This window comes from Nostoc sp. UIC 10890 (assembly GCF_054786515.1).
In genome coordinates, this window is record NZ_JBSGKF010000001.1 from 83,331 (window position 1) to 104,514 (window position 21,184).

A 21,184-nucleotide genomic window follows, 5' to 3' on the forward strand; every position below is an offset into this window, starting at 1 on the left:
TACTTTACTGAAATGTTTTAAATTAATCAAATTGATTAAAATAATATATTTAATCGATGGGATTAATAGACTTGTCTGCCATTGATCTGAATCTTTTAGTTGCCTTTGAAGCACTTTTTGAAGAAAGGAGTGTAACAGCAGCAGCAACACGGCTGTATTTAGGGCAACCAGCGATGAGTGCGGCACTCGGAAGGTTACGCATACTATTCCAAGATGAATTATTTATCCGAATTGGCAGACAAATGCAACCCACAGCAAAGGCTCTGGAAGTTGCTCAAGGTATAAAAGCTGCTCTGCAACAAATTCGGCAGACATTGGAAACGAGCCAAATATTTGACTCAACTACTTCTAGAAGTACTTTTACAATTGGCAGTTCAGATTACACTAGTTATGTTGTCATGCCCAAGCTTCTAGAAGTTTGTCGTCGAATTGCACCAAGCATTAATTTTCGATTAATTGGTTTTGCAAAAGACTTTGTGGGAGAACTATTAGAGCGACGAGAAATTGATCTAGCCTTGGGTGTTTTCCAAGACCCACCCCGACAAACAATGCAAATACCCTTATTTCCAGAACACTTTGTCGGCATCTGTCGTCTTGGGCATCCCATTCTCTCTGAGCCGACTATCACACCAGAAATCTTCGCTAATTTTCTTCATGTTCTTTTCACTCTCAGACAAGACGAAGTTGGTGAAATCGATAAAGCACTTGCCCAGTGCAACCTCCAACGCCGAGTTGTTTTGACGACTCCCCACTTACTAGTACTACCAGCAATCATTTCATCAACTGACTTGGTTGCTGCTGTTCCATCACGATTAGTAACACCATTGGCATATCAAGGCGCATTAGAAACTTTTGAACTTCCTGTACAAACTCAACCGTGGATGATTTCAATGCTGTGGAGCAAACTTACACAGCAGGATCAGGCAAATTGTTGGTTACGACAGATGCTCATAAGCGTTTGTGAGGAAATTTAACACATAAGAGGCTATTTATAAAGTAAATCTAAAGGAACACTAACAACAACACCCAACTCGAACGCTGATATTTCCTCCTAGTGGTAAATAGAGGGCACTGTAACTGATTGCTCAGTGAATTTTAATCAGTACACCCCTGAACGAATGATGGATGTGAGGAAATAACTAAGTGACTATAGCAATCCGATTTGAGATCCGAACAGGGTTCATACTGATAAATATTGTCTAGCTACATAATCAGTCTTTTTACCTTTTTTCCTATCTCCTGTTTCATCTATTACTAATGTAATTGCCCGACCATCTAGTTGTTTCTTTAACTTATTTAATCTTCTTTCTTTTAATTTATTGACTGACCAATTTGAATTGGCTAAGAAATGGTGTAATGATTGTGCCGAATTTATGCTCACTACCTTTGCTATCTCTGGTGTCGTAGCCTTGGGCTATCAGCAAGGCATACTCAGTATCAATCATGCCGAGGTTGTGGGTTTCAGTCATGGGTGTGGGGGCGATCGCTTGAAGCCGTGATTATTGTTTAGCAAAAGCCAAGTCACTCTCAATAAATAAGGCACCTGTTAGGTTAGCCCCACTCAAATTACATTCGTAAAAATTTGCTCCTCTTAGGTCTGCTAGTGCTAGATTAGCGAGAGTTAAATCTGCACCAGTGAGGTTAACTTCACTTAAGTTAGCCCTACTTAGGTTAGCCCCATGAAGTGAAGCTTGTTGCAGGTCTGCCCCGCTTAGGTTTGTCCTCATTAGGTATGCCTTACTGAGGTAGGCTCCACTTAAATTAGCAAGGCTTAGGTCTGCTGCTGTTAAATTAGCATAACTTAGATTGGCTTGACTTAAGTCTGCCCAATTCAACTGAGCATAACTTAGGTTAATTTCACTCAGTTTCGCTGATGCAAGTACTGCACACCTCAAATTAGCATTAACAAAATTTCTTTCTCCGATTGCATAACGGCGTAAAATTTCATCAGTTGTTACTCTGTCTAAAACAGCTTTTGATGCGCCTTGATAACACCATGTAGTTTCTAATAGCTTGGCAGCAGTGTTAACAGCTACTTCATCACCGGAAGCCACAATCACACCATTGCAGCCATCCCACTGACCATTAAGCATCAGGGCAATCTCACTAGCGGCAGCAGTTGAGTCAAATAGTAAAACAGATTCTTTGTGCGGTTTTAACCAGTTATTCCAAACAATCGAGATAATATTTTTCATTTCTATAAGTTTTGGCACTTTCAGACGATTACGGCTCTAACTTCCAGATATTAATCAACTCTGCTAGTCACCAGCACAAAAAACTGGGCTTCGTTTTTTATGCGCTATGAAAGTGATAGAGCGCTGCACAGAGACCTACAACGGTGAGGGCGATCGATCGCTTTTAAGTTTCCTCTAAGAACGGGGTGGGGTGCGATGGCGTACCCGCCATGAAGCGTTGGCATCGCATCGGAGATACTGGTACGTTGTGGATAATTGAAGTATCACCTGTTGTATGTTCAGATGAGAGTCTGTAACTATGGAATGGATATCAGATGTTCGATTCAACTATAACCCAACCAAACGAACGTCACGCTCTTGTCATTGGGGGAAGTATCGCTGGACTGCTAGCAGCGCAAGTGCTGACTAAATACTTTAATCAGGTAACAATTATCGAACGCGATCATTTGAGCGCTCAACCAGAACAGCGTCCTGGTGTACCCCAAGCTCATCATTTCCACATCTTACTCAAACGGGGTTTGGATATCTTAGAACAGCTTTTTCCAGGTATCCAGACTGAATTAGCGGCATCCGGCGCAGTCGCCATTAACGCTAGCGCTGGTTGCCTGTGGTATGGCTTAGGAGGATGGACACCCCGCTTTAGTTCCGATTTGAATATCTACAGTTTAAGTCGGAATTTGCTGGAATGGATTATCCGCCGTCGATTAGCTGCTAACAACCGCGTTGTATTCGTGCAAGCTTCCCAGGTTACTAGTTTGCTGTCTAACCCCAACAAAACTCAGGTCACAGGAGTGCAGGTACGCCAAAAAATTGATCGTAGGCAAGATACCTCCCATAGACAAACAGATTTCACTGCTGATTTAGTAGTAGATGCTAGCGGACGTAACTCTCGCGCTCCTCGGTGGTTAGAAGCAATGGGTTATACACCGCCAAAAGAAACTGTGATTAATTCCTTTTTGGGCTACGCTAGTCGCTTATATCAACTTCCAGAAAACTTTCAGGCTGATTGGCAAGGTGTATTGGTAACGGCAAAAGCCCCAGGCACACGCAGTGGTGGAATGTTTGCGATTGAAGGAAATCGTTGGATAGTTACACTTGCTGGAATTGGTCGAGATTATCCACCAACTGACGAAACTGGGTTTTTAGACTTTGCTCGTAGCTTACGCAATCCAATTATCTACGAAGCAATTAAAGATGCTCAAGCCATTTCACCCCTGATTGCCTATCAACGCACGGAAAATAGGTGGCTTCACTATGAAAAACTGTCGAGATTACCGTCAGGGTTTGTGCTAATAGGTGATGCGGTTTGTGCTTTCAATCCTGTCTATGGACAAGGCATGACTACTGCGGCTTTAGGTGCATTGACCTTAGATGAGTCTTTGAGTAAGCAATTATCTCGCCATGCTGACGGAAATTTAGTTGGTCTATCCCGAAGCTTTCAACAACAACTTAGCAAAAGAATTACAGTTCCCTGGTTGATGGCAACAGGTGAAGATTTTCGCTGGCATACTACTGTGGGCGGACGACCCAATTGGATGACGCAACTCATGCAGTACTATCTAGATCAAGTGTTGCTGCTGGCTGCTGAAAGCCCTGACATCCACAAGCTTTTCTTAGAAGTGATGCACCTACTCAAACCCCCCAGTGTATTTTTACATCTCAGTGTTCTAAGGCAGGTGTTACAGCGAATCATCAAGAAGAGTGATCAAAACTGGAATAGAAGTGAGGACAACCTGTTGGTAGATCAGTGATTTTCTGATTGCTTACCCAATGAACCGTCAGCGATAGCTTAAATAAATTCCAGTTCATCTTAAACTACTTCAAGCTGTAGGCCTGATTAACTTAAGTAGAACAAGGTGAAAAAACCAAACTATGTAAAGATAAGTAAATAAGTACAATGCGTCTACAAAGAAAAAAGGATTTATCGAGAACTAACTAATAGTGGCTGCGTAATTCGGATTAGGGCCCCCAAACAGATGGGTAAAAGTTCTCTTGTATTGCGGCTATTAGCCTTTGCACAGAAGCTTGGGTATCAGACTGTAAATCTGAATTGCGACCAATTTGAGAGTGAGTCTTTAACTGATTTAAATAAGCTGTTACGTCGTCTTTGCTTTTCAATTGCAACAAAGTTGGGTATTGAACCCAACCTTAAGGAAAAATGGGATGAAGAAATTGGCTACAACTTGAGTAGTGGGTTTTATTTAGAAAACTATTTACTCGATCAATGTCAAAACCCAGTGGTTTTGGTATTGAATGATATTGACCGTTTCTTTGAGTATCCTCACATTTGTCAAGATTTTTTTGCTTTGTTACGGTCGTGGTGTGAGGAAGCACGACACAACCCCAATTGGCAAAAGCTGAGGTTAGTGATGGTTTATTCAACTGAAGAATACATATCTTTGGATATTAACCTCTCTCCTTTTAATATTGGTCTACCGATTCGTTTGAACGAATTTACTCAAGGACAAGTAGAAGATTTAGCTAGGCGGTATAATTTAAATTGGTGTCAACCTAAAGATATTGCTCAATTGATGTCATTGGTAGGGGGACATCCCGCGCTGATTCAGATTAGTTTGTACTATCTTTGCTCTCAAGAAATGACTCTGCAAGAACTAATAGAGGATGCGATCGCCAATGGTGGCATCTACCGCTATCATTTATGGCGCTATTGGCTCAAACTGCAAAAAAATCCTAGTTTAGCAAAGACTTATGCTAAAGTACTGGCAGCAAAAGAAGGTATTTATATTAATCCTATTGAGGCTTACAAGCTTGAAAGTTTGGGATTAATTCGCTTTAAGGGCGATCGCGTTTTTCCACGTTTTGAACTCTACCGTACTTATTTTCAAAAACAGTTATCGACGTGTGACAATACATTTTCCGAAGAACAAGAAATGTAATGACTTTAACTGTTTCAAAAGTATCAGGTAATATTTATTCTGGTTTGATGACTCATAAAACTAAAATTTATGATAAGCAGCAACAATTTGATTTACCAAACTATGTTCCCTTAATCGGGAATAAATAACAAGGAAAGTTAAGATATTTAGGAATAAAGCAAATAACTGTTTGGGAAATTTAAGAAAGTTAAGGATAAAAAAGTGAAGACACTGTGTGCAAATTGAAATAGAACAACCAAAAGTAATTATTTCACCTGAAATCATCTGATAAATAGCATTCAACTGTACTGTAAAACTGATAATATTTATTTTTTATAAATCATTGCCAAATGGTAAATAATTCTGTTATCGTTTTTATTTGATAATCACATTTCAACATGAGATATCAAGTAGGAGGTAGTCTCCACGGTAACGATCCCACTTATGTTATCCGTCAGGCAGACGAAAGACTTTATAACAGCTTAAAAGTCGGTGATTTTTGTTACGTCTTCAACTCTCGCCAGATGGGTAAGTCATCCTTACTACAGCGCACTCTTTACCGTTTTCGAGAAGAAGGTCATAGCTGTGTTTACTTGGATATGACGCGCTTGGGTATTGAGGTTACTACACCAGATAAATGGTACAAAGGCATTATTATCAGCTTGTTCCATAGCTTCAAGCTAGGATCGCAGGTCAACTTTAAACATTGGTGGGAGACGCAAGCGGGCATTTCTTCGGTGCAAAAATTACATTCCTTTGTAGAAGAAATTTTACTGCCAAATGTTAAGAGCGATTCTCTACAAAACGGCAAAACTGGACGCATTTTCATCTTTATTGATGAAATTGATAGTCTGCTGAGTTTAAATTTTCCAATTAACGACTTTTTTGCTTGGATTCGCCACTGTTATAACCTGCGACCAGAAAATCCAAACTTTGAACGTTTGGGATTTGCACTATTTGGTGTAGCGAGTCCCTCTGACCTGATAGCTGATAAACGCCGCACGCCCTTTAACCTTGGAAAAGCAATTGAGTTACAAGGCTTTCAACTAGATGAAGCTACACCTCTGCTGCAAGGATTAAAGAAAGTAGTCGCTCAACCACAAGCAATATTGCAAGAGATTATTTATTGGACGGGAGGACAACCGTTTCTCACACAAAAACTCTGTGATTTAATTGTCCAACTTGCTGATGAAAATACTACAGAAATGATTACTCTGGCTCCAGGTACAGAAGCATTGTGGATAGAGCAATTAGTAAAAACGCATATTATTCAACATTGGCAATCACAAGACGAACCTGAACATCTACGTACTATAAGAGATCGCCTACTATTCAACGAACAACAGGCAGGGCGGTTGTTGGGTATTTATCAGCAGGTATTGCAAGCAGAAGAGGCAGGGGGGCAAGGGGGCAGGGGGGCAGGGGAAGCAGGGGGAGAGAAGGGAGATAACTCCTCACTCAGCAACGCCAGTTCGCTCAAGTCGGCAGAGCCGCCCACGCGACTGGCTCCTCAGCACGGGCTAATCGCCCCGCTACCGCTAACAGCACTCAGCACTGCTGTGCCGATTGATGATAGTCGAGAACAGACAGAACTGTTGTTATCTGGTTTAGTGGAGAAACACAACGGTTATCTCAAAATTAAAAATCTTATCTATCGCAATGTTTTTAATGCCGAATGGGTATCAAGACAACTAGACAATCTCCGCCCGTATTCGCAGACATTTAATGCTTGGGTTGCATCAGGTTATAAAGATGAATCGCGCCTACTGCGAGGACAGGCACTCAAAGATGCTCAAAAATGGTCGCAGGGCAAAAGTCTGGGCGATTTAGATTATCGGTTTTTAGCTGCAAGTGTTGAATGCGATAGCCTTGAAGTGCAAACCGCGTTGGAGGCAGCACGGGCTAAAGAAGTAGAAGCACGACTGATACAAGAGCAAGCACGACTCGTACAAGAGAAAAAGACAGCCAGATTACAAAGGTTTTTGCTAGTTGGAGTGGGTATTGGGTTGCTCGTCTCTAGCGGTTTGGCGATCGGGAGTTTCATTCTGTATCGTCAAACCCAAAAAAGCGAAGCTCAAGCTAAGAGTAGCGAAATTCGAGCTATTGTATCTTCTTCAGTTGGACTGTTCGCTTCAAATCGCAGATTAGATGCGCTTGTAGAAGCAATTAAAGCCAAAGACAAACTGCAAAAACTAAAAATAGCAAACACAAATCTTGCACCTCTGGTTGAAGATGCACTAAAACAAGCAGTTTATGGAGCAGATGAATATAATCATCTTTCTGGTCATACGGCAACTGTGATGGCAGTAAATGTCAGCCCTGATAGTTCTTTGATTGCCTCAGCCAGTATGGATAAAACAATCAAACTTTGGCGACGTGATGGTACAGCAGTTGCAACTCTCAAAGGTCATCAGGGAGCAGTTAGGTCAGTCACTTTTAGTCCTGACGGTCAGATACTTGCCTCGGCAAGTGAAGATGGTACTATTAAACTGTGGCAGCACAATGCTAAAAACGCATCGTGGAACATTTCTAAAACATTCATTGGTCGTGCTTCAGTCTGGGGAGTAGCTTTTAGTCCTGATGGTCAGACTATCGCCTCTGCTGGTTGGGACAAAACGGTGAAAGTATGGAAGCTAGATGGCACTTTGCTGAAAACGTTTCAAGGTTATAAAACTGGGTTTTGGGGAGTAACTTTTAGTCCTGATAGTCAAACCATTGCGGCTGCGAATTTAGACGGGACAGTAAAACTCTTGAGACGAGACACGAATGGCTGGCAGAACGCCAAATCCCTACAACCTCTTTTCGGTCACACAGCTTGGGTTGTCGGTGTAGCTTTTAGTCGGAATGGTCAGACTATTGCGACCGCAAGTGAAGACAAAACTGTTAAACTTTGGCAGCGAGACAGCAATGGCAATTATCGCCTTGATAAAACTCTCAAAGGTCATAGTGCAGGAGTTTCGGGAGTAGCGTTTAGTCCTGATGGTCAGACTATTGCCTCAGCCAGTCTCGACAAAACGATTAAACTTTGGAACATTGATGGAACAGAACTAAGAACGCTCAGAGGACATAGTGCATCTATCTGGGGAGTTACTTTCAGTCCTGACGGTAGTTTTATAGCTTCTGCGGGCGCAGAAAATCTTGTTAGACTTTGGCAGAGTGAAAATCCATTCCAAAAGAGTGCGATCGCTCATAGTGCAGGGATCTGGTCAATAGCGATCGCTTCAGATAGTTCCACCATCGCCACAGCTAGCCACGAAAATACTGTTAAATTTTGGAGTCGTCAAGGCAAATTGCTCAAAGCTTGGACTGAAAAAAGCATAGTCTTTCAGGTTTCTTTCAGTGAAGATAACAAGTTAATTGCTCTTCCCGCTTACGATGATACGATAAAACTCAGGCGACCAGATGGGACATTAACTGCTAGTTACAAAAATCCTTATAGCAGAATGACAGCAGCAGTATTGAGTCCCAATGGTCAAGCGATCGCTATAGCTGGTGTAATCAATAATGTTCAGATATGGCCTAGAGACCGCCCTGCACCACAAATTCTAAAAGGACATCTTGCCGAAGTATGGCAAGTTGCATTTAGTCCCGACGGGCAGCTGATTGCCTCAGCGAGTGGCGATGGTACTGTTAAGCTGTGGACGCTGGAGGGTAAATTGCTCAAAACCCTTGTCGGACATTCAGCAGTAGTATGGAGCGTTGCCTTTAGTCCTGACGGTAAAATGGTGGCTTCTGGAAGCGGTGATAATACCGTTAAGTTATGGACACTTGACGGCAAATTAGTCAGAACATTCAAAGGTCACACAGGTGCAATTTGGGGTGTGGCGTTCAGTCCCGTTGGCGATAGTCTGCCGTCAGGCACTGGCAAAATAATCGCTTCTGGGAGTGTAGATGGTACTGTCAAGCTTTGGAAACTTGATGGTACGGAACTAACGACCCTCAAAGGACATACCGCAGCGATTAGGAAAATTGCCATCAGCCGCGATGGAACTTTTTTGGTTTCGGGGGGTGATGACAACACACTGATTATTTGGAACTTGCAGCGCATTCTCAATCTAGATGTACTAACTTATGGTTGCAGTATAGTCAAAGATTATTTGAAAACTAATATAGCTTTAGAAAAGAGCGAACGCTCTATTTGTCATCTCCAGAATCTGCGTTAAGCGTAGCTGTGCCGTAGGCGATCGCTTTTGATGCTGTAGCAAATTCAGATGGGATTACCTGTATTTTGTCACTCTTCGAGAACACAAATTAAAAATAAGATTTCAACCTGAGACTAGGGTTGGCTTTGTGGCTTTATTTTCTATCACCCTCTTAACTTTCTCAAAAATTTGCTTAAGTGTCCTAACTTTCCTTGTATTTGGGCTCTGACACTGAAAAAATTTAAAGGCATATATACCAATAGTAATTCCTCAAAGGTTTTACAAAGGATTTAATCGATAATCGGTTTGGAAATCCCGTGCATTTGCATTTTTTCGAGGTAAAGTCCATGAAAATCATCAAAAATCTAGTTTGCCTTTTTCAAGTTTGCTTAGTCGTCCTTGGCTTATGGTTTAGCGAAGCACAATTAGCAAATGCCGAGACTACTAATAGTGACAGTGGCACTCCTGCTATTGTGTGTGAATCCCTGGGTCAGCGCCTTCCAAATCCTGATGATAAATCAAGTTTTTATCAATGCGCCTATGCAGATAGCGATGGTTCACTTAGGCCAGTTCTTCAGAACTGTCCAATGGAGACCGCAACTACCAGGCTGGTTTTCGATCCTGAGCTTGAGGTTTGTAATTGGTCTACAGATGTACCAAGCTCCTGAGGGACTTCCAAGTAATAAATTACTCGGCAACAATCATAAGCTGATACCTAAAATATACTGATAATCATTATGAGCTGGTGACAGGCTCTAAGGTCAAAACCTCTCACTCTCGTACTGTTGTCAATCGTGCAGCCAATGCTTTCTGCATTGGTGCTTTTTTCTGACTCAAAGTCGTTCTTCTATGGGTGCATTTTATCGCCACTTACGTCCTCGCTTGGTCGCACCCATAGCTCTTACTGCTACTGCTCACAGACTGGCTATTTTATTTTACCAGATGTGCATAACTGCTGGGCAATGTTCTAATCCTGAAATAGATTACTATGAGCAAAAATACCAAGAACTGATGTTTAAAAACCTCACGTAAAAAGCTCATGCTCTTATACCGTTTTTTTTGTGAAGCTGCATATATTTACCCCCCCGGCTGTCGCCGTCCCCCCTTGCCAAGGGGGGGACTACAGGGGGGTTTTGTTATGTGCATCTTCATAGAGAATTGGTATAAGTACAAAATTAAACAACATTAAATCATGAAAGCTACAATTAATTTTACTAAAGATTGGCAAGAAAACCTCACAGGTGAATTAACCCAAGGTGGGAAATTTACAATCAATTATGACGAAAGCCGCTTACCTTACTTTCGCACAAGTTATAGAGGTTCACCAAGTTGGCAAATCGATGTAGGTCTTCAATTTGAAGATAACGGTCAAGTTCAATATAAATCTCTGAGGCAAGCACAAAATAATTACCTTTCACCTGTAGAAATTGATATCCCAAAAAATGCTCAGAAGGTCAATATCTGGTTTGAAAATTATGGATACGATCCCTATGACACTTCGGGAAGCAATAACACTCGTTATTACGACAGCGACTACGGTAAAAATTACAATTTTCAACTTTCTTAAAGAGATTATTTAACGTAGTTTGATGAACCTCTGCCTAAAGAGTTGCCGACATAAATAAAGGCTTTAATAAAAAGTCAAGTTTTTATGGAAATTTCAAAACTACTTATTTTTTAAGAGGATGTCTGAAAACTTTTTGTCTTGTATTTAAGACTTGTAGATCCCCCTAAATCCCCCTTTTTAAGGGGGACTTTGATTCCGTTTCTCCCCTTTATAAGCTACGGTGTACACGCAAGTCAGTAGACCTCTCCCCAAACCCCTCTGCGTGTCGGAGAGGGGCTTTGAATCTTACTCCCCAACGCTACAAGGGTTGGGGCTGGGGTTTAGGTCTGGGAGCGCTTTGAGCAAAATAAGTCACTTGTGTGTACACGGTAGCCTTTTTAAGGGGGGTTGGGGCGATCTAAGACTTTGAAAACACGCCCTAGTGGGGATCAAGAGAAATATTTAATACTTCTCAGACATCCTCTAAAACTAACTCGACATCCCAATTTTTGCCAAATGAAGCCAGAATTTAATTTTTTTCAAAATTGGTATCCGCTTTCACCAGTAGAAGATTTAGATCCCAAAAAACCAACTTCAGTGACACTTTTGGGACTACGTTTAGTTATCTGGAAACCCAAATCATCTGAAACTTTTCAGGTATTTTTAGATCGATGTCCCCATCGTCTTGCTCCCTTAAGTGAGGGGCGCATTGACGACGAAACAGGGAATTTAATGTGTAATTATCACGGTTGGCAATTTAATCGCCAGGGAAATTGTACTCATATTCCCCAAGCAGAAAATCCCGAACTTGTCAGCAATAATCAAAAAAATCTGTGTGCTACCGCACTACCAACTCGTCAGCACCATGATTTACTCTGGGTTTGGCCAGATGCAAAATCAACTCAACAAGCTATCGATATACCATTACCTTTGTCACCCAAAGTAGACAATAGCAAAGACTATGTTTGGTCTTCTTATGTACGGGATTTAGAGTATGACTGGCAAACTCTTGTGGAAAATGTGGCAGATCCGAGTCATGTTCCTTTTTCTCATCACGGTGTGCAAGGCGATCGCAAAAAAGCAAGACCAATCCCGCTCAAAATTGTGGAATCAACACCCAATTTGATTGAAGCGACTACAGTTGGAGGTTTGCAAAGAACAATCACTTTTCAACCACCTTGTCGCTTGGAGTATGCGTTTAATTTTGGCGATAACAGCAAACAGCTTGGACTTGTCAGCTACTGTATACCCGTGTCTCCAGGTAAGTCTAGAATTGTTATTCAATTTGCCCGTAACTTTGGCAAAACACTCCATCATCTCACGCCTCGTTGGTGGGAACATATCAAAGAGCGTAATCAGGTGATTGATGGAGATATGGTGCTTCTGATGCAGCAAGAGTATTATCTCCAACAACAACAATCTACTACTAGCTGGAAAAATGCCTATCAGTTACCTACAAGTGCAGACCGTTTAGTAATAGAGTTTAGAAATTGGTTTGATCGCTATTGTCACGGACAACTACCTTGGAACGAAGTTGGAATCGATGTTCCAGCAACAAGGAATATCAATGGCGATCGCCAACAAATCCTTGATCGCTACAAACAACACACCCAGCATTGTAGTAGCTGTCAAAAAGCACTTTTGGTTGTGCAACGCTTGCAAGCACTGCTTTTAATCTACTTTGCTATTACTGTTTGCGCTGTTGCTCTTTTTAGCGATGAATTGCGGCTGACTCTGGGTTTACCCTTAATTGCGATCGCGCTATTAGCTCTAGGAGCTTACGCTTGGCTAAAATTCTGGCTTCGTCCGAGATTTTACTTTGTAGACTACATCCATGCACACAGATAAAGGCGACTTTCAAACATTCTCTTAACTTTCTGAAAAATTTGCTTAAGTGTCTTAAGTTTCCTTGTATTTTCGCTCTAACACTAAGAATATTTAAATGCGTGTGTACCAATAGCACCTCAAAAGTTTTACAAGGGATTTAATGGTTTAACATACGGCTAAAAAACTGCAATAACTATTGCATTTATAAATGGTATTTGCCAAGCAGTAAACTTTCAAAAAAATCAAAGAGGTAAATTATGAGCAACACCACAGAAGTGCTACCAGCTTCAGAATTCTTGAAGAAGAACTTAGGAATTTCCGCAATTCCCACTGAAGCATACCTTAACTATGGATATGCACTTCTCGCTATTGCTGGAGCGGATGGAGAGGTTTCAGAAGCTGAATTTAATTGGTTAGTAAATCATCAGCAATTGGCTGGCGCTCCTGAAGAAGTAATAGAGAAATACAAAACATTTCAATACAAAAATGCTGACTTAGGAAATTTACTGAGTAAGATTACAGTTGATGTTCCTACTTGGTCTAAATCAAGGTCATTACTGTATCATGCAATTCAAATGGCTCGTGTTGACCATTACGCAACTGAAGAGCAAGAAGCTGTAAAAAAAGCAGCTAAACTGTTAAAGGTTGAAGATGATATTGCACTTGCTCTTGAGAGATTGATAGAAACAGAAGAATCCGTAACTGCATTACGTAAAGCGTTACTACAAACTGATGTTTTAGCTTAATTGAGCAGAATCCAAAATCTCAATTAGAGGTTGTTTTACGCAGTAATTTTGGGTTGGTTGAGTACTAAAATCACTGGGGAGAAATGCTAAACCGCTCTCTGCGGTTATTATTCCCAGATTGAGATCATAAAAATGGAGATTAACATTATGGCGCTAGGTGAACTTCTTCCCCCGATCGGTTTGGAGATTCCAATGAGTATGTATGCGGTCAACGTACCCCTACGAGTGGACGTTCTCGGAACCCTTATGCTGGACTTTAAGGGAGGGATCACGGTCAGAGTAGAGGCGAACCTCGCTAGTGGTCTCGGCGGCGTCAAGCTAAAAGTAATCGGCTTCGAGGTCTCGGCTGATAGTCCTGTGGTTGGTAGAGTTACTATCAGTCAGGCTGATATCGATGTGACACCACTCAGTCTGCTCGAAGTCCTCCGCAATTCACCGCCGATGTTCCGGCAGACGATGTTTCTAGATATCACAGTAACTATCGAGAAGCCGCCAGGCGGCGGCTCCCCGTGGGTGCTGTCGAACACTAAGACGGCTGCACTGCTCAACGACAACCTCACGGTGTTTCCGCCGCAGGGTTCTGTTTACCAGCTGCAAGCACCCGTAGACCTCGCGCCTGTCAATGCGCCGAACCAGGTCATCGCCCAACTCCTCCAGTTCCCCGTTACGGTTTCGCAGAACCCGTAACAAGCCAAACTAGGATGAGAAATACAGTAGTCGATTAGCCCAGTAAATCCCCGACTTCTTTAATAAGTCGGGGATATAACCACATTTTTTAATATAAAGATGAACATACTAATTATCGTCGGTGAAGTCATATTTTTAATTCTCATTTTTTCGCTGTTTAACTGGCTGATTGGCATAATCTTCAAGCAGTCCGCTAAAGTTTCTTGGCTTCAAGGAAAAACTGGAAATATTACTTTCTTGCGCCGGAGTATCAGCAAATTTGTAATTTTAATTACTGTAATTCTGTGTCTTGCGCTGATTGGTGTGAACGGAATGGTGATTTATCGAGGTGGAAACATTCAAGATTTTCAACTTAACCTTGTTCGCAATATTCCTCGTCAATTTTGGGTCAATTTCTTCACGGCAAGCTTGAAAAGTGTAAGCTTGCTAATGCTAGTCAAATTTAGCATCCCACCCTTGCGTCGGGGTATAGACTGGGTTTGCGATTATGCCAAGAAAGCCGATCAAATTAAGGCTAATGATGAATGACTCACAGCAACAGAAACGGCTGACGCTAATTCCTTTAATTCGGAGTTTTGCCAAATATTTTATTTATTTTACTGCCGCAGTTACCATACTCAAGCTCATTGGTATCGATCCTGCGCCTATCTTAGCAGGTGCAGGCATTGTGGGCATAGCAGTTGGTCTGGGGGCGCAAAACCTGATTAACGATGTTGTTTGCGGATTTTTGATTTTGTTTGAAAACTATTATTTGGTGGGTGATTATGTTGAAGTTAGCAAAGTGGAGGAGAGAAATATTCAGGGGATTGTAGAGGCGATTGAACTGCGAACTACTCAAGTACGCCATCCTGATGGACAATTGCAGATTGTTCGGAATGGAGATATTGGATCAATTATCAATTTCTCCAAGCAGTATATATATGCAAGGGTGGAAGTTAGCGTTTCATATCACTCCAATTTGGATCATGTGTACAGGGTAGTTGAGAAAGTGGGACAGCAGTTAAAGGCGGATGAGCAGGATGTTTTAGAACCCACACGAGTAGCTGGAATAGAAAATTTTGGGGAGAATAATTTATTGCTGCTGACGCTAACAAAGGTTAAGCCAGGAAAACACCTTCACATTCAGCGCGTTCTCCGCAAGATATTAAAGGATACTTTTAGCCAAGAAGAAATTGAAATTTATGGTTTTGCCAATAATTGATATTAGCTATTTTAAAATTACAACATAACGCATAGAATATATTGCAATGTCAAAGGAGCTGACTTTTAGTACCTATAGTCAAAACTAATAGACCCGGTAGACCGCGTAAACGCCTGAAAGTACTTGCTGCTGATAAAGGCTATGACTCAAAGGAAAAACGTGCTGCTTTACGTAAACGTGGTATCAGACCACAATGGCCTAAGCGAGTTTGGAAGAAAAAGAAAAATCGGGGGTAGACCAATTAAAATCTCAGTTCCACGTTTTCAACAGGAACGTTGTTTTGCGTGGTTTCAACGAAAATATCGCAGGCTTGTTGTTCGATGGGAACGAATTTCCGCCTGTTTTAATGCTTTTCTTTCTCTAGCCACAGTTCACATTTGGATTAATAGAATTTTATTAGTGGGATAGGTTCTTAGATTTTTACTAAAATAACTTGGTATTATAAAGTTACTATAAAGCAATTAGTTTGTTATAAGTTATTTAAATGATCGGCTTAATTTTCTTAACTGTCTTAACTGTCCTTGCATCTTTAAGAGTTATCACAAGACAATACAAACATTAGTTCTAAAAAAGCCCGCAATTAATTAATAGACCAATCATAGGTAGAGTTTTATGGCAAAGTTCATCAAACGGAAGAACTCAATGAGCATTAAAAAGATAGTTGTACTAACATTTGTTGTTGTAACTATATTATTTGGAGTAATAAATGCCCCAGCTTATGCTTTTGTACAATCTGACTTAGATAAACTAATCAGCACAAAAGAAGCTCCAAACATTGATTTATCAGGTGCAGACTTAGAGCTGATTCGTAAAGTAAATGTTAAATAGCTAATCGCCTGACCATGAGACGAAGTAAAGAACCATAAATCATCGCTTCACTCACCTCAGAATACACCTCATAATCTTTGCTCAACCGCCGAAATCGATTCAGCCAGCCAAAAGTGCGCTCAACAATCCATCGCTTGGGCAATTGCTCGAAGGTGTTGGAGGTTCGTTCAATCACTTCCACCCGTACTTTCTCACCACAGACCTGGGTAACAGCATTGGCAAAGTTCTTGCCAGAATAACCTTGGTCTACCCATATCACTTCTAATTTGGACAATTTTTCCTTTGCTTCATCCAGCACAACCACTGCCCCTAGTCTTTCTGAGGCATTGGCTTCGGTGACGAAAACCCCAAGTAACAATCCTTGAGAGTCTACAACGATATGGCGTTTACGTCCTTTAACCTTCTTGCCACCATCAAAACCGTAGACCTCCCCTTTTTTTCCGTTGTCTTTACTGATTGAGAATCAGCGATGTCTACGACGGGCTACGCCTACGCAACGGTAGAATATTCATCTCGCCCTAAATTTTGTCGCAGTTGATGACGCACTTGGTCGTGAATCTGTTGCCAAATGCCTTTACGTTGCCATTTTTGAAAGTAACCATACATCGTTGTGTAAGGAGGAAGGTCATGAGGCAGCATTTCCCACTGACACCCGGTGCGTTGCACGTAGAAAATCGCATTCAGAATTTCTCGTAAATCTACTTCTACCGGATGCCCAAATCCCTTGGGTGTGGGTAAAAGAGGCTTAAGAATTAACCATTCGGCATCGCTTAAATCGCTTGGGTAAGGTTTGCGCTCTTGGTTCTTAATTGCGGGTAGACGACTCATCGACAACAACATAAGTGTTATTGATTTAGCCTATAGCCTAAGTCAAACGAGGCTCTGTTCTCCTTAGATTTTCTTTACGAATCAACTCTTAAGAGTAATGAGGGAAACCGCTAGATTTGACCTAACATTTAAGTAAAGGAAGTAACTAAAGTTACAAAATGCGATGTTTGAGCCAAAACGATAGAAGTGGTAATGCCACTCGATACCCGCCTTTGGCTCCATAAATTAACCCTTTGTGTTCCAATCCTGTAAGAGCACCTTGAAAACCACCACCTCGTGAAAATTGGTGTTTCTGAAGATAGGGACGTGAATGAGGGCTATCAGTAGGATCGATCGCTAAACTTTCCAGTACCCGTGCCTGAATGGGAGGCAGCAGTAAAAGGAGAGATTCAAAGGTAACAGTCAAATCTTCGACCAATCGTAACGTGCTGCAATATACGTGATGAAGTTGGATGAGTTTTGGGGAGGATTGGAGCGCAAAACTGGTTTGTTCATCCTGATAAAAGCAATGATGGTCGCTCCAAATTCGCCGTGCCAAAGCAATGGCATCTCCAACATGTCCTTGTGAATAGTCCAAAAACAGTTTTAAGGCATCTACTTCAAACTTTAAGTCTGCTGCTGCCATTGCTTCAACAACCCAGGTTTGAATTTCTTGGTCTGGCATTGGGAGCAAGGAAACAAATTGAACCGAGCTATCTTCCACCCAATCTTCTGGAGTTATAGCCAAAATAACGTAACTAACCCGGTTTTGGCGTTGAATTTCTTGTCGCAAATATGATTCCCATTGGCCTGCCCGATCCCAGGAGCGAATATGGGGAAAATTCTGAAAGACAAAAACTACCCGACAGCTTAACTGTTCTGCCATCATCTGAGGTAAATTTAATAAGGCTTGTAGAATCAGCCATTCATCATTTGGAGGAACCTGCCAAACCAAGCGGGTTTGATGTGCGGTTGGTTGCTCTAATTGCAAGGGATAGGCACAAGCGCACTGCTGAATAAAAGTTCGTTCTTCCGATGTGCCAAATATCTGCACAATCCCTGAAGCCATCAACTCTAAAAAGCGAGAAGAGGTAGTGGCTCGCAAGCAGTCGATCTCCAAAATCCTGGCTCCCATTTGCTGTGCGGCATAGCGAATCAACGCTCGCCGTCCACTTCCCGTCACGCCTGTGAGCATCAAATCTTGGTCAGCCGCCAAAATTTTACAGGTTTGCTCTAGCTCAGGCTGTCTGCCAATTAAACTTTGTGGCTTAAAAGCATCGTTCATCATTGTCAACCAATTCTCCTCACTTTGAGCCAACCTGAACTGAAAAACTATCTACTTTTCTCTAACAACGCCAGAAGAATTTTCGATGCATCTCTGCTTGCACTATTTTCTAGTGCAGTGCCATGATATAAGAACTATTTTTTAGTGCAATTTATTTTACCCATGTCTGCTAACCTATCGCATTCTCAAGTTTATCAACCGGTTGATAACCATGCCTGGCATACTATTGAGGCTCAAAAAACTCTTTGGCTGCTCAAGAGCGATCGCTGCTTCTGGCGTGCGTGCTTTGTAATGATGCCGTGTTGCATAAGGAGAATGGCAACTGGGCAATATTAGGCGATCCAACCGAAGGAGCGTTACTGGCAGTTGCCGGAAAAGGAGGGTTTCGCAAAGACCAAGAGGAGCAAGCGTTCTCGCGTATTGCTGAGTTTCCCTTTTCATCCGAACGCAAAAAGATGAGCGTTATTGTGCAGGATACGTCCAACAAACTGGGAGAGGGCCTGTCGATCGTGTTTAGCAAAGGCTCGCCCGAACTCGTTCTGGAACTCTGCACTCACATTCAGCAGGGCGATCGGTCTGTGTTCATGACAGCACAACAACGGCAACAAATTTTAGAGCAGAATAATCAGCTTGCTAGTCAAGGGTTACGGGTCTTAGGTTTTGCTAGTAAGAACCTGACAAAATTATCAGACCGCGATTTTGAAGATACGGCTGAAACTAACTTGACCTGGTTGGGATTGGTGGGAATGCTGGATGCCCCCCGTCCAGAAGTGCGTGATGCGGTGGTGAAATGCCGTACCGCAGGCATTCGTCCGGTGATGATTACAGGCGATCACCAGTTGACCGCACAGGCGATCGCCCAAGACTTGGGCATTGCAAAAGTAGACGATCGCTGCCTGACTGGGCAGGAACTCCAAAAGCTCACCCAAACAGAACTGGAAGCACAAGTGCTACAAGTTAGCGTGTATGCTCGTGTCACACCAGAGCATAAGTTACGAATTGTCCAAGCTCTCCAGCACCAAGGACATGTCGTTGCTATGACTGGGGATGGAGTTAATGATGCTCCAGCCTTGAAACAAGCAGATATTGGTGTGGCAATGGGTATTACCGGTACGGATGTCAGTAAAGAGGCTAGCGACATGGTGCTACTGGATGACAACTTTACCACAATCGTCTCGGCAGTTGAAGAAGGTCGAGTTGTTTATATCAACATTCGTCGCTTTATTCGCTACATCCTTGGCAGCAACATCGGTGAGGTATTAACGATCGCAGCTGCTCCATTGTTGGGGTTGGGTGGTGTACCGTTGTCTCCTCTGCAAATTCTCTGGATGAACTTGGTAACTGATGGACTTCCGGCTTTAGCACTGGCAGTAGAACCCGGTAGACCAATCGTCATGCAACAACTTCCTAAGCGGATTGGCATTATTTTGGCAGTGATAACTATCTTGATGATGGTCTGGGCATACGGCTACACTGCTCAGGTACAAAGTGAATTGTTAGATCGCGATCGCTGGCAGACTATGGTGTTTACTACGCTTTGTTTAGCACAAATGGGACACGCACTGGCTATCCGTTCCAACACGCGGTTAATGTTAGAGGTGAACCCCTTCTCAAATCCCTACCTTATCCTATCCGTTGGTGTCACCAGTATCCTGCAACTGATGCTTATTTATGTTGAACCATTCCGTTCCTTCTTCAATACTTATTACTTGAGTGGATTAGAGCTATTGGTTTGTATTGGATTTAGTTCTCTAGTATTTGTCTGGATTGAAGCAGAAAAGCTATTTATTCGATGGTATGCCTCTCGTAAATACTCTAAAATATGAACAAAATAGCTTCAACTTTGGGTGTTCAGACTTACTCCCAAGGTAAAATCGCAATTGACCTGGAACCATGCATTTATGAGCAATTACAGAAACAATCTGTCAGCCCTTCTGAATTCATCCGCAGGTTAGTTCATTTGATTGCTACGCTAGAAAACAATAAAGAGAAATACAATATCAATCCTTACGCCGAGAAATTCCATAGAGGAATCCACATCTTAGGTTGCCATGATTCTAAATTAGGAGTGTTTCCTGATTCAAATCTGGCATTGAAATGTTCTGAAGCTCGCCCTTGTGCAGAAAATCCCAGAAAACAATTTTTTAGGAGCATACAATTAGCCAGGGAATTTGAAACCAAGTTAAACGAGCAAGAGAAAGTGCTACTTCAGATTTGTCCTGCTTACTTGCATTTCCAAACTTGCGTCAAGAGTGCCTTATTTAAACGAGTACTCTTTATGCCAAAAATTGAGGGTATTCCATTGGGGGAAACAGAAACTGGATTTAGTCCTGAATTCTGCCAGACATTCAACATTCCTGATTTTCCAGAAATCCTTCGCAAATCCAGGTTCTCCTTGCATCGTTTCCTCGACCCCGAACAAAAGCGTCAACTGCTCAAAATTCAGACCACATACTTATTTCAACGTTTGTTTCAAAGAGGAATTAAAATTTTTAGCTTGAATCAGAAAAACATTCTAGCCATATTAGATATTAGTGGTAACTCTGTTCGATACGTCATTATCGATCCGATCGCAGATTATTATTTACCAATTTCTCCTGTCTATAATGTCTTAACTTCTCAACTATGCAAGTTTAAATAACCTTTGAATGAGCGTGCAATGTCCATAGGCTATGCTCTTAGTCTTGGATTCGGCAAAGCCCTGTCAGAAATCTTCAGTGGAGCAACCGTACTCAAGAGAACCTATGAGTTTTTGCTAACCCAAAAGTTGAATTTGCCAAAATAATAGAGCCGCACTGTCAAATGATGGCGGAAACTGTTGCAGAATATGATGTAATGCTGTGTATCGGAGACACAACTTTCCTTGTTGAAAGCTAAATCTCCGAAACTACCCAAGGTGTTAACAGTTAATTGGGCTGTCGAAGTGATCGCTCGTCTTGGCGGCTACCTAGAACATCGAAGCAAAACACCAATTGGTATCCAGGTACTGTGGCGAGGTTGGTTAAAATTGCAGCATATCAAATCTCGCCACTGTTGTAAATGAC

The 21,184-nt window shown here is 41.9% G+C and carries 17 protein-coding genes and 4 pseudogenes; 17 read left to right on the forward strand and 4 right to left on the reverse strand.

Going from position 1 to position 21,184, the window contains the following annotated elements:
• Nucleotides 1–56: 56 nt before the first annotated feature.
• On the forward strand, nucleotides 57–974 hold the full coding sequence (locus tag ACWATR_RS00340; RefSeq protein ID WP_460328413.1) for a LysR family transcriptional regulator: 918 nt from the start codon (nucleotides 57–59) through the stop codon (nucleotides 972–974).
• A 215-nt stretch (nucleotides 975–1,189) separates the two neighbouring features.
• On the opposite strand, the pseudogene ACWATR_RS00345 reads toward ACWATR_RS00340, so the two are convergent.
• Nucleotides 1,190–1,411 (reverse strand): annotated as a pseudogene (locus ACWATR_RS00345) (transposase); the annotation flags it as partial.
• An 88-nt stretch (nucleotides 1,412–1,499) separates the two neighbouring features.
• Nucleotides 1,500–2,195, reverse strand: coding sequence for a pentapeptide repeat-containing protein (locus ACWATR_RS00350; RefSeq protein ID WP_460328415.1), 696 nt, complete (start codon nucleotides 2,193–2,195; stop codon nucleotides 1,500–1,502).
• Between the two features lie 314 nt (nucleotides 2,196–2,509).
• Between ACWATR_RS00350 and ACWATR_RS00355 the strand changes: the two genes are divergently transcribed.
• The 12 genes from ACWATR_RS00355 (at nucleotide 2,510) to ACWATR_RS00410 (ending at nucleotide 16,048) form a co-directional block, all read left to right on the forward strand.
• A complete protein-coding gene (locus ACWATR_RS00355; protein WP_460328417.1) occupies nucleotides 2,510–3,946 on the forward strand; it encodes an FAD-dependent oxidoreductase in 1,437 nt (478 codons plus the stop codon).
• A gap of 168 nt (nucleotides 3,947–4,114) precedes the next feature.
• Nucleotides 4,115–5,092, forward strand: coding sequence for an AAA-like domain-containing protein (locus ACWATR_RS00360; protein WP_460340095.1), 978 nt, complete (start codon nucleotides 4,115–4,117; stop codon nucleotides 5,090–5,092).
• Between the two features lie 377 nt (nucleotides 5,093–5,469).
• Nucleotides 5,470–9,234 carry a WD40 domain-containing protein gene (locus ACWATR_RS00365; protein WP_460328419.1) on the forward strand — a complete coding sequence of 1,255 codons (3,765 nt, stop codon included), beginning with the start codon at nucleotides 5,470–5,472 and terminating at the stop codon, nucleotides 9,232–9,234.
• 326 nt (nucleotides 9,235–9,560) lie between these two features.
• A complete protein-coding gene (locus tag ACWATR_RS00370) occupies nucleotides 9,561–9,881 on the forward strand; it encodes a chitin binding peritrophin-A domain-containing protein (protein WP_460328421.1) in 321 nt (106 codons plus the stop codon).
• A gap of 181 nt (nucleotides 9,882–10,062) precedes the next feature.
• Nucleotides 10,063–10,245: a hypothetical protein gene (locus ACWATR_RS00375; protein WP_460328423.1), complete on the forward strand. Its 183-nt coding sequence runs from the start codon at nucleotides 10,063–10,065 to the stop codon at nucleotides 10,243–10,245.
• Nucleotides 10,246–10,405: 160 nt separating this feature from the next.
• Complete coding sequence (locus tag ACWATR_RS00380; RefSeq protein ID WP_460328425.1) at nucleotides 10,406–10,780, forward strand: DUF6209 family protein; 375 nt, start codon at nucleotides 10,406–10,408, stop codon at nucleotides 10,778–10,780.
• A 495-nt stretch (nucleotides 10,781–11,275) separates the two neighbouring features.
• Entirely contained in the window at nucleotides 11,276–12,607 is a 1,332-nt protein-coding gene (locus tag ACWATR_RS00385; protein ID WP_460328427.1) for an aromatic ring-hydroxylating dioxygenase subunit alpha, read from the forward strand.
• Between the two features lie 236 nt (nucleotides 12,608–12,843).
• The gene (locus ACWATR_RS00390; protein ID WP_460328430.1) at nucleotides 12,844–13,332 is read left to right on the forward strand and encodes a tellurite resistance TerB family protein; all 489 of its coding nucleotides are present in this window, start codon (nucleotides 12,844–12,846) and stop codon (nucleotides 13,330–13,332) included.
• Between the two features lie 132 nt (nucleotides 13,333–13,464).
• The gene (locus ACWATR_RS00395; protein WP_460328432.1) at nucleotides 13,465–14,019 is read left to right on the forward strand and encodes a hypothetical protein; all 555 of its coding nucleotides are present in this window, start codon (nucleotides 13,465–13,467) and stop codon (nucleotides 14,017–14,019) included.
• A gap of 99 nt (nucleotides 14,020–14,118) precedes the next feature.
• Nucleotides 14,119–14,547 carry a hypothetical protein gene (locus tag ACWATR_RS00400; RefSeq protein ID WP_460328435.1) on the forward strand — a complete coding sequence of 143 codons (429 nt, stop codon included), beginning with the start codon at nucleotides 14,119–14,121 and terminating at the stop codon, nucleotides 14,545–14,547.
• Nucleotides 14,537–15,220 carry a mechanosensitive ion channel family protein gene (locus ACWATR_RS00405; RefSeq protein WP_460328438.1) on the forward strand — a complete coding sequence of 228 codons (684 nt, stop codon included), beginning with the start codon at nucleotides 14,537–14,539 and terminating at the stop codon, nucleotides 15,218–15,220. The genes ACWATR_RS00400 and ACWATR_RS00405 overlap by 11 nt, the downstream gene beginning before the upstream one ends.
• 642 nt (nucleotides 15,221–15,862) lie before the next feature.
• Nucleotides 15,863–16,048, forward strand: a complete 186-nt coding sequence (locus tag ACWATR_RS00410; RefSeq protein WP_460328440.1) for a hypothetical protein — start codon at nucleotides 15,863–15,865, stop codon at nucleotides 16,046–16,048.
• Here the strand turns inward: ACWATR_RS00410 and ACWATR_RS00415 are convergent.
• Nucleotides 16,041–16,876: pseudogene (locus ACWATR_RS00415) on the reverse strand (IS5 family transposase). The gene ACWATR_RS00410 and the pseudogene ACWATR_RS00415 sit on opposite strands and share 8 nt — an antisense overlap.
• A gap of 151 nt (nucleotides 16,877–17,027) precedes the next feature.
• A complete protein-coding gene (locus ACWATR_RS00420) occupies nucleotides 17,028–18,143 on the reverse strand; it encodes an ATP-binding protein (protein WP_460328442.1) in 1,116 nt (371 codons plus the stop codon).
• A 260-nt stretch (nucleotides 18,144–18,403) separates the two neighbouring features.
• Between ACWATR_RS00420 and ACWATR_RS00425 the strand changes: the two are divergent.
• The 4 genes and pseudogenes from ACWATR_RS00425 to ACWATR_RS00440 all read left to right on the forward strand — a co-directional run.
• A pseudogene (locus tag ACWATR_RS00425) lies at nucleotides 18,404–19,966 on the forward strand (cation-translocating P-type ATPase); the annotation flags it as partial.
• On the forward strand, nucleotides 19,963–20,781 hold the full coding sequence (locus ACWATR_RS00430; RefSeq protein ID WP_460328444.1) for a hypothetical protein: 819 nt from the start codon (nucleotides 19,963–19,965) through the stop codon (nucleotides 20,779–20,781). The pseudogene ACWATR_RS00425 and the gene ACWATR_RS00430, both read left to right, overlap by 4 nt.
• A gap of 3 nt (nucleotides 20,782–20,784) precedes the next feature.
• Complete coding sequence (locus tag ACWATR_RS00435; RefSeq protein ID WP_460328446.1) at nucleotides 20,785–20,925, forward strand: IS4/Tn5 family transposase DNA-binding protein; 141 nt, start codon at nucleotides 20,785–20,787, stop codon at nucleotides 20,923–20,925.
• A 78-nt stretch (nucleotides 20,926–21,003) separates the two neighbouring features.
• A pseudogene (locus ACWATR_RS00440) lies at nucleotides 21,004–21,183 on the forward strand (hypothetical protein); the annotation flags it as partial.
• Nucleotide 21,184: the final 1 nt, after the last annotated feature.